We start from the raw sequence: 9,732 nt of genomic DNA on the forward strand, positions 1-9,732 counted from the left end.
GATCGACTCACCGTCACCAACTCCGATTTTATCGACAATCGCGGTATCAACGGCGGGGCAATTAACAGCCTCAACGGGGAAACGATTGTCGAAAACTCCCGCTTCATCAACAACGACACCCTCGCGGCCACCTTCGCAACCGGAGAATCCAACGCTTTCCTACGAGGATTTGGCGGGGCAATTTATACCGATCGCGCCAGTACGAATAATGCCGCTACCTCCGGGACGATTCGCATCACCGATAGCGTCTTTGAAGGCAATAGCGGCCGAGGAGAAGGGGGGGCAGCCTATCTGTTTACCGATCCTCGCGATCGGGTGATTATTGAAGGCAGTACCTTCGATGGCAACGAGTCGAAAGCCCTTCCCGGTGGCGGCGCAGGGGGCAAAGCCGGGGGAGTTATCGTCCTCACCGACGGCGGATCGCAAAATCAAGGGTTAACTATTACCGATACCACCTTCGCCAACAATACCGCAGAAGGGCAAGGCGGTGCGGTGTGGCTGATGCGAACTCCCACTACGGTGGCGAATAGCGTTTTTTCGGGCAACCAAGCCCCCAATAACTTTGGCGGGGCAATTACCGTCTACGAAGCCCCCATCAATATTAACCACACCACCTTCGCCAACAACTCAGCAGAGTTCTCTGGTGCCCTCGCCCAGGGTAGCAACAACCTAGCAACGGTGGCGAATACAATTTTTGCCAACAATACTTCCACGAATACGGGAGTATCGTTCAATAACAACCAACAAACCAACCGCCCGATTAACGACGGAGGCAACAACCTGCAATCTCCTGGGGAACCGCCGATCGCCCCTGGCATTACCCTCGCCGATCCGGTATTAGGGCCGCTGCAATTGGTGGATGGGGTACTGGTACATCCCTTACTGGCGGGCAGTCCGGCGATCGATGCTGGGGCAAATACGACCCTAACCACCGATCGTCGGGGGGCAAGTCGTCCTCAGGATGGCGATCTCAACGGCAGTACAATTTCTGATATTGGGGCATTCGAGTTTGCTGGGGAAACCGATCCTGGCGATGGTGGCGGCGATCCTGGCGATGGTGGCGGCGATCCTGGCGATGGCGGTGGCGATCCTGGCGATGGCGGTGGCGATCCTGGCGATGGCGGTGGCGATCCTGGCGATGGTGGCAATGGTAACCCTCTTCCCGAAGACGATTGCCCCTGCGATACGATCGTCAAACCCACTCTCCCCAACATCGAACAGCTACTGGTTCAACTGCGGCAAAGTAGCGACGATCGCCTTTTACTCGGCACTCTCGAAGACGACTTCCTCATGGGGGATGCAGAACCCGATGTTATTTTCGGCGATCTCGGTAGCGATGCCATGCTTGGCGGTGGCAACAACGATATTATTGTCGGAGGCGATGGCGCGGATGATGGATCGACCGGTGTCGAACGGGACGTACTGTTTGGCAACGGCGGCAACGATACCCTCTCCGGTGGCATCGATAACGATCTGCTGCGAGGCGGACAGGGGAACGACCTGGCCTATGCCGATGCTGGAGACGACTGGGTTTGGGGCGATCTCGGCGACGATACCCTCTCCGGTGGCGACGGCAACGATGTGGTCATTGGCGGTAGCGGCGCGCCGGCTTCTGGCCAAAGCGATCGGGATTTGATGTTTGGCGGTGCCGGAAATGACGCGATGCTGGGCAATACCGGCAGCGACACGATTTACGGTGAAGACGGCAACGACATTATTGCCGCAGGAAAAGGGACGGATTTACTCTTTGGAGAAGCGGGAGAAGACACCCTATATGGAGATAAGGGCAACGACACGATTTGCGGCGGTGAGGGTAACGATCTCCTCATCGGTGGCAACGGCAGCCCGATCGCCATTGGACTCGATGGAGAACAAGATCGCCTCTGTGGCGGGGCGGGGAACGACATCGTTTTGGGTAATGAGGGGGCAGACACGTTAAGTGGCGATGCTGGAAACGATGCCCTCTTCGGTGGCAAGGATAACGATCTCATCTTTGGCGGTGTGGGAGACGATCGCCTCAGCGGAGATGCTGGCGACGACACCCTATCTGGCGGCGACGGTAGCGATCGGTTTATCTTGGCAACGGGCAAAGGCATCGATGCGATCGTCGATTTTGTCGTCGGTGAAGACATCGTAGAACTCACCGGAGGCTTGACATTTGCACAGTTAACCGTATCTCAGTCGGGGAACGATACCACCGTCGCCGTTGCGAGTACCAATGAAGTGTTGGCGACGTTGAACGGGATCGATTCTACCGCGATCGATGGATCGAGTTTCGTCACCATGTAGGATCGGCCCATTTCTGAAACCGGGTTTTAAAGGCGGTGCGATCGTTCTTTGAAACCCGGTTTACGTAAACGAAGACGCGATCGTTTCTTTATCCCTAGCTTCACCACTGGTGGTATCGTACTCTAAGCTAGAGTGGGTATCGTAGACAATCGCCACATCCTACGCTCCCACATTACCGATATCGTTCACCGCTGAAAGTATTGTATCGATGCCCACTTCGCCCTATGCGAAAGTAAAGCCGAAGGTATCGGTTCCTTCCCTTCCCGCGAGTGCGTCTTGGTTAAGTCCGCCATCGAGAAAATCGCTTTTGGGCGCACCTCTAAAGCTATTTCAACCGGAGACACCACCAAGGGTGTCATCTCCAATTCTCCCTTTGAGGATATCGTTTCCACTTCTACCAAAGAGTAGTAGAGCGTTACCCTTGCGGTCTTAGATGTCGTCTCGTCCTTCTTCGCTGTAGAGAACATCATTTTCGATCGTCCCTTGGATGGGGGGATAACGGCGGCCATCCGGGAGACTGTCAGGTTGAATCGTGCCATCATCCGTGCCACGGTCGGAGGGAGTTTTACCATCATTTGTGCTGCTGCTAAATGGAGTTGTACCGAGAACGTTACTCTTGACCCGTTTGATGTCGCTTTCGTCTAAGTCGATTCCCGATCGAGGGTTCTGCGGTATCCCAATGTTCTTTTTCAAATAACGACATAGTTGCCTGCTTCCCTAAAATTCGCGAACGTCAACTGATTTCTCTAACCCATTTCTCCGCCATCGCCAATTGTTACGTTTCATGTTTCATCCGCACAGGTTTCATTTGCACAAATAAAATAGCAATCATAAAAAATTCAATTGAATTTTTTATGGCTTCTAATAGACGATCGATTGAATACATCTATTGATAGGTCGATTGTATATTGTATCGAGATTTGAGGTTTGACTGCCGCCAGCACGACCTGGAGTTCGACGATGAATGTCGCGCTCTCGAAATATCGATATAGCGGTTATCAATCTGTTGAAGTACAGAGTTTCTGGTTTTCGGGAATGGGGAATGGGGAATGGGGAATAGGAAATAGAATTTGGGTGTACCTCACAAGACTGAGAATTGCTATATACACAGAGTTAATTAGTTGTCCTTAGTACCAAAAAAAGAACGCTATCTCATCGAAAATAATGTTTCGATGGAGACACTGTAAGGGGTTAATGCTCTCACGATCGTTTATCGCATTCAGTCAACTTCAGCTAAATTACGATCTTATTTTTATCGGAATTAGAGTTTATTTAACCCGATTTAAAGTCGTTATAATACACAGCCCTGGACTGTCCAACAAAAACGATCGGCAAACAAATTCTAGATCGTCTGCTAGCATTTAAGATGGAGGCTGGCTCGATTCGGAAATATTCATAATTATTGCCCGATCTTCGATTTTTGAAACCTGTCAACTCAATAAGTTTTTGACTTAAATATTATTGAGAGTACTAAACCTTAACTTTGCCTTTCACACTTCATATAGACTAATTGAATCTCGAAAAACTGACATCAGTACTTTAACTGAACTTCGAAATTAACTTTCAATATTGTTTTGCGATCGTCAAGAATACCAATCGTACATCCCAATCGAAGACTTTTGGGGCAAGATCGAATTGATGAAGTTCGACTTTTTAGAAAGTTGACTAAAATTCAAAGATGCTTGACGATGCTTAATTTGCGAGAAGCTTTAGGGTTTATGTAAATGCCGAATTTAATCTGGCACATTGTCTTTACTTTTCTGTACATACGACCTCGTTCACAAAGAATGCTATCTGTCAATTATTATTAATAAAGTTAATAAAATTGTCTCTCTTTTGAGTAAAAATACGTATTTTTACGTACGTCTTTACAATTTTCTTGAGATGCGATCGCATATTTATGACTACAACAAGAGCATTTTGTTCTTGCGTGTTTTCACGAAAACAACGATCTCCAATCTGTTTATAGCAGTTCGCGCCCTTTTCGTTACAAGTTTTGCGGGTTCGGGAATGGGGAATGGGGCACTTCGACAAGCTCAGTGACCGCACAACGACCGGCGAGCGCGACCAGGAAATGGGAAATAGAAAAAGCCGGTTTCATCGATTGTGTAAATAAACTGATGACGAAGCGCTATAAATATTACGATCGCTCCGAACGCCCGCATCGGTTTAGGGGAGAGGTTGGAATCATGGGTGACAAGTTAAGCAATTTGCTCCCATGTCAAGTTGACTGGCTTGAATTCTCAAACCCCCGTCATATAATGGGTTTCAACGATGTGACTCTTGTACGCAGGGGCACAACGACCGGCGAGCGCGACCGGGGGAGGCGTTCGTCCCCCAACGGGGGGTTTGGGGGGAGACCCCCGCGCGTGCCGGGTTTTCGACCAAATATTGCAGCATTGACAATGCCGAGATGACCTTAACTTGTCACCAATGGGTTGGAATTCACAGTTCGAAACACAGAAGACGCAAAGACACCCAGAATCACAAAACTCTTCCTCAGCCTCCCCTACCTCCTACCCCCCGATTCCTGGTAAAAGCTCGGCATCAAAAACTTTCGCAAAGATGCGAGCAGCGATCGGACGGACTTCCTCAAAGGTAATTTCTGGTAGAAACTGAGCCATACTGCCCACAGGTCGATCGGAGATACCGCAGGGAACGATGTATTCAAATCCCTGTAAATCGGGGCAAACATTAAGGGCAAATCCGTGCATGGTCACCCAACGACTGACTTTAACCCCGATCGCTGCAACCTTACGTCCTTCCACCCAAACTCCAGTCAGGCCGGGAATGCGCTCGCCGGGAAGTCCGTAATGTGCCAGCACTTGGATAATCACCTCTTCGAGCTGCCGCAAATACCAATGCAAATCTTTACGGTAATGGCGCAGATTCAAAATCGGGTAAGCAACTAATTGACCGGGACAGTGATAGGTCACTTCTCCCCCTCGTTCGATCTGGTGAACTTCCACCCCCGTGATGCGATCGGCATTTTGGAGAAACTCGCGGTTCGACCCCTGGCCGAGGGTATAGACCGGGAGATGTTCGAGCAGTAGGAGAATATCTGCTAAGTTCGAATCGCGGCGGCGATCTTTCATCCAACGCCGCTGCCAACCCAAAGCTAGCGTATACGAAACGGGTTCGGTGACACAAAAGTACTGCAATCTGCGCAAGTTTTTCTTAGGTGAGTTGGGGTTCAAAATCAAGAGGGATTTACATAAAAATCCAACGAATATCACCCAAATAAAATCACAAATCATCAAGGAATGCAAAGGATTCTAACGGTTGAGAGAGAGTAACGGCCTCGCAGCATACAATATGGGGGAAGGGACACCAACGAGTCTGCAAGCAAATATTCCTTCACACAGACAACCTTGGAAGTTGTGTTCGACGGAAGCGGTAATGCCCGCCCCGTTTCCTCATCTGCATTAAAAAGCGACGAAAAAAGGCAAACGAGACCGATCGAGCCTCGCGCTTTTTGAAAACGGAACCATCAGCGGGAAGAAGCAAATATGAAGCTAGTTATCCAAGGCAAGAATATTGACATCACCGATGCCATTCGCGAGTACGTCACTCAGAAAATCGAGAAGGCCGTGAGTCATTTTCAAAACTTGACGATGGAAGTAGACGTTAATCTATCTGTCAGTCGCAATCCGCGCATTACCACCAATCAATCAGCGGAGGTCACGATTTATGCCAATGGAACCGTCATTCGCGCTCAAGAAAGCAGCGAGTCGATGTATGCCAGCGTAGACTTAGTCGCCGACAAGATCGCCCGTCAACTTCGCAAGTATAAGGAAAAGCGCAACTCTAAGAAAGCCCAGACCAAAGTGGAAGCGGGGACGATATTGGAGGAAGCGCCCGTCACGGAAGATCTCATTGGAGATCGCACTGCCCAATTACCTCCAGAGGTGGTGCGCACCAAATACTTTGCCATGCCTCCGATGACACCCGAAGATGCCTTGGAACAACTGAAGCTTGTCGATCACGATTTCTATATGTTCTGCAACGCAGTCACTGGAGAAATTAACGTGATCTACGAACGCAATCACGGCGGTTACGGTATCATTCAACCCCGTCAACCCAGTGGCTCGAACGGCAACGGCAACGGTCACCACAGCAACGGTAAAGTCGAGCGGATGTCTAGCATTCATAAGGCTTAAGCCCAATCTCGCGATCTGAGATCGCGCTTTGCTAAAGATGCCGTAGCATCCTCGATCTCGATCGAAAATATGGAAAAAGAGGGAATCGAACCAGTCGATTCCCTCTTTTTCGCGAGAACTGGAGGTATTGGCATTCCATTCACAAGGAGCATGGGGAGTGTCAAAATCTAGAAATGAATTCACAACCAAACATCCCCAATCGTGCGATCGTCATTGGTGGGGGGGCTGCCGGTTATTTCGGGGCGATCGCCTGTGCGAGAACCTATCCCGAGATCCAAGTGATGCTCCTCGAAGCCGGTCGACAACCCCTGTCGAAAGTACGGATCTCCGGAGGCGGACGCTGCAACGTGACCCACTCTTGTTTCGACCCGGTGCTGCTGGTGCAGAACTATCCCAGAGGCGGCAAGGCACTGCGGGGAGCATTTTCCCGATTTCAACCGCGCGATACCGTTGGCTGGTTTGAAAATCTTGGCATTGCCCTGAAAACCGAGGCGGACGGTCGGATGTTTCCCACCACCGACGACTCCGAGACGATCGCCAATGGACTCATAGAAGCCGCGCGGGAGGCTGGTGTGAAAGTACTGGTAGGCACTCCGGCAGTAGGCGTGCGGCAAGTTCCCGAGAAAGAAGGCTGCGGGTTTGAAGTTGCCCTCAGAAGCGGCAAGATGATGAAAGGCGATCGCTTGCTATTGGCGACGGGTAGTAGTCCCAAGGGATATCGTTGGGCGCAGGATTTGGGTCATACGATCGAATCTCCCGTGCCGTCGCTGTTTACATTTAATATTTCCGATGGGGGATTGCGGGCGTTGGCGGGGATTTCCGTTCCCCAGGCGAAGGTACGATTGCCCCAGGGAAAGCTGGCACAAGAAGGACCGCTGCTGGTGACTCACTGGGGATTGAGCGGGCCGGCGGTGCTGAAGCTATCGGCATGGGGAGCGAGATTTCTGCACGATCGCCGCTACAACACTCAGTTACAAGTGAATTGGCTACCCCAGCAGGATGAAGAAACCCTGCGCCAGACATTACAAACAGTGCGATCTGAGACTGCCAAAAAGGCGATCGCCTCTTCTTGTCCGTTCCCCTTGCCGAAGCGGTTGTGGCAATACTTACTCGATCGCGCCAAAATCGAACCGGGGACGCGGTGGACGGAGTTCTCGAAAAAAGCGTTGAACGCCTTAGTTGGGGAGTTGGTGCGGGGAGAATACCAAATCGCTGGGAAAGGTGCGTATAAAGAAGAGTTCGTCACTTGCGGAGGAGTGAAGCTTAAAGAGGTGAATTTTAAAACAATGGAGAGTCGCCGCTGTCCCCATCTCTATTTTGCCGGAGAGATTCTCGATATCGATGGAGTGACGGGGGGATTCAATTTTCAAAGTGCCTGGACGACAAGTTGGATTGCCGGACAGGCGATGGGACGCAAAGAGCGGGAGAGGGGGGGCTGACAGGTGTAGTTTTTTTAGCAATTAGAGTCTCGATCGGGGTTAACCGGATCGCGATCGGATTTGGCTTGTGAGGGTAACGCGAGCCTTATCTTTTTTTCGCCATTCAATGCATTTGTTTTAGGCAGTAAAACAAAACGCCACGAGATCGAGGTTGCCACGGCCCACAACGCGGGATAGAAAACCAGAGACATCACGGGACTCAAGGGTCCCAAGCCGAAAATGAAAATCTCAAACGTCATGGGAACTAAATGAGCGCATAATGCATAGATTAATAGTGATAAATGCACGATCCAAAATGATAAGTTTTTGATTTGGATGAGCTTGGTTATTCGTCGTTCGTTTTTTTCTGGTGTTAATACCTCTGAATATTCCAAGAAAAATAAGACAAATAGAAATGCAACGTACACTAAAATCGTATGTAAATAGACGCGAACTGCAAATGTCATTTGAACCAAGGCATTGGTGTGATGAGAATCGCTTCCCAATCTTAAAAATTGTTCCCAACCCACAACAATATTTTTTTCAGACTTAATATCATCGGTATAGCTACTACCAATAAAAGCTGGCTCGATAAATTCGGCAATCCAAATAGCATTTTGATAAATTAAAATTCGGTTTGCTCGAATATAGACGTCCATACAGACAGATACGACACAAACAAAAGAGAGAAGAGATAACGTTAATGGAGAATATAATATTTTTAATAAGTCCATTGAATTGCGATCGACATTTGATTCTTTTGAATCAAAGACCACTTTAGCGAGAAATCCAAGTAATAATGCTCCTAAAAACAAAAACTTTAGCTCGTACCAACGAGATTCATGTTCGATTCTCATTTCGATTTCTTTAATTGCTTTTTGATTCTCAGCTAAAAGAAAATGAGCTTTGGGAGTTAGTCTTCCATCTTTATTGGTTAAACCATCAACGGGATATTTACTCAAGTCGGGTTTGTGCTTCTCTTTCAATTTCATCGTTGGTGGCACAAAAAGCAGATAAATAAAAATACAGGAAGTGAGAATCGAAAAAATTGTTTTCTTCTGGGATATTTTTTTCATTGAATATTAGTGAAATTGGATATACGGCGCTTTTATTATACAAAAAAGAAAAAAAGTAGACTTTGAATCTCTGCCATAGCTTCCGATCGAGCGACTGATTAAGATCGTCAAAACTCAGAAATGTTATTTGCTATTTTTTGCGAATCTCTATATTTTCTTAAGTAAATAGACTCGCAGAATCTAACGAGCGATACTCATTTTCGATCGGTTACCGATCGACATTGCAATAGATCGCCAATATCGGGAATTTGCGGTAAGTTAACAGCAACCACCCTTCGTTCAACTCCTTCATGCTGCTTGCTCTTTCGATCGTTTCTCTCATCGCGATCGCCATCTATTGCATCAAACTGCGTCGCATCTTCCGCAACGCCCCGGAACTGCCAGTTTTAGCGGCTCTCGAAGAAATTCCCACCGTCACCGTCATCGTTCCTGCCTATAACGAAACGGCTAATATCCAAGACTGTATCGCCAGTATCCTCGATAGTAGCAATTTGGGGGTCGATCGCCTGCAAGTCTCGATTGTCGATGACGGTTCCACCGATGACACTTTGGAAATCGCCCAAACCTTCGCCCGAACCCGAAACGACGATCGATTGCAAGTCATTCCCGGCAAACCGCGACCGGAGGGAGAAACTTGGGTGGGCAAAAACTGGGCGGTCACCCAAGCGGCCGAGATCGCCCAGAGCGAGTTTATCCTCTTTCTGGATGCCGACGTGCGCTTGGAAACTGGGGCGATCGAAACAGCGGTTCGGGCGGCTGTAAACGGTCAAATCGACCTACTGACGGGCC

General features: G+C 49.0%; 8 protein-coding genes. 5 read left to right on the plus strand and 3 right to left on the minus strand.

The features are described from left to right. On the plus strand, positions 1-2,289 hold a 2,289-nt coding region (locus IQ235_RS09990; RefSeq protein ID WP_319592570.1), incomplete at its 5' end, for a choice-of-anchor Q domain-containing protein. Positions 2,290-2,565: 276 nt separating this feature from the next. Beyond that, entirely contained in the window at positions 2,566-2,697 is a 132-nt protein-coding gene (locus IQ235_RS09995) for a hypothetical protein (protein WP_264321325.1), read from the plus strand. A gap of 21 nt (positions 2,698-2,718) precedes the next feature. On the opposite strand, the gene IQ235_RS10000 is transcribed toward IQ235_RS09995, so the two are convergent. After that, positions 2,719-2,982 carry a hypothetical protein gene (locus tag IQ235_RS10000; protein ID WP_264321326.1) on the minus strand — a complete coding sequence of 88 codons (264 nt, stop codon included), beginning with the start codon at positions 2,980-2,982 and terminating at the stop codon, positions 2,719-2,721. A gap of 1,823 nt (positions 2,983-4,805) precedes the next feature. Continuing rightward, positions 4,806-5,450 carry a lipoyl(octanoyl) transferase LipB gene (lipB, locus tag IQ235_RS10005; RefSeq protein ID WP_264321327.1) on the minus strand — a complete coding sequence of 215 codons (645 nt, stop codon included), beginning with the start codon at positions 5,448-5,450 and terminating at the stop codon, positions 4,806-4,808. A gap of 348 nt (positions 5,451-5,798) precedes the next feature. Here lipB and hpf point away from each other — a divergent pair, with 348 nt between their 5' ends. After that, positions 5,799-6,449 carry a ribosome hibernation-promoting factor, HPF/YfiA family gene (gene hpf / locus IQ235_RS10010; protein ID WP_264321328.1) on the plus strand — a complete coding sequence of 217 codons (651 nt, stop codon included), beginning with the start codon at positions 5,799-5,801 and terminating at the stop codon, positions 6,447-6,449. Positions 6,450-6,622: 173 nt separating this feature from the next. Beyond that, a complete protein-coding gene (locus tag IQ235_RS10015; RefSeq protein ID WP_264321329.1) occupies positions 6,623-7,888 on the plus strand; it encodes a BaiN/RdsA family NAD(P)/FAD-dependent oxidoreductase in 1,266 nt (421 codons plus the stop codon). 14 nt (positions 7,889-7,902) lie between these two features. Here the strand turns inward: IQ235_RS10015 and IQ235_RS10020 are convergent, their stop codons facing one another. Further along, positions 7,903-8,859 (minus strand): hypothetical protein, encoded by a 957-nt coding sequence (locus IQ235_RS10020; RefSeq protein ID WP_264321330.1) that lies wholly within the window; start codon positions 8,857-8,859, stop codon positions 7,903-7,905. A 374-nt stretch (positions 8,860-9,233) separates the two neighbouring features. On the opposite strand from IQ235_RS10020, the gene IQ235_RS10025 reads away from it, so the two are divergent. After that, on the plus strand, positions 9,234-9,732 hold a 499-nt coding region (locus IQ235_RS10025), incomplete at its 3' end, for a glycosyltransferase family 2 protein (protein ID WP_264321331.1).

The sequence above is a fragment of the Zarconia navalis LEGE 11467 genome (assembly GCF_015207075.1).
GTDB lineage: Bacteria > Cyanobacteriota > Cyanobacteriia > Cyanobacteriales > Geitlerinemataceae > Zarconia > Zarconia navalis.

Coding starts and splice junctions, on each gene's coding strand:
- hpf (WP_264321328.1), top strand. CDS start 5,799: ATGAAGCTAGTTATCCAAGGCAAGAATATTGACATCACCGATGCCATT.
- IQ235_RS10015 (WP_264321329.1), top strand. CDS start 6,623: ATGAATTCACAACCAAACATCCCCAATCGTGCGATCGTCATTGGTGGG.
- IQ235_RS10020 (WP_264321330.1), bottom strand. CDS start 8,859: ATGAAATTGAAAGAGAAGCACAAACCCGACTTGAGTAAATATCCCGTT.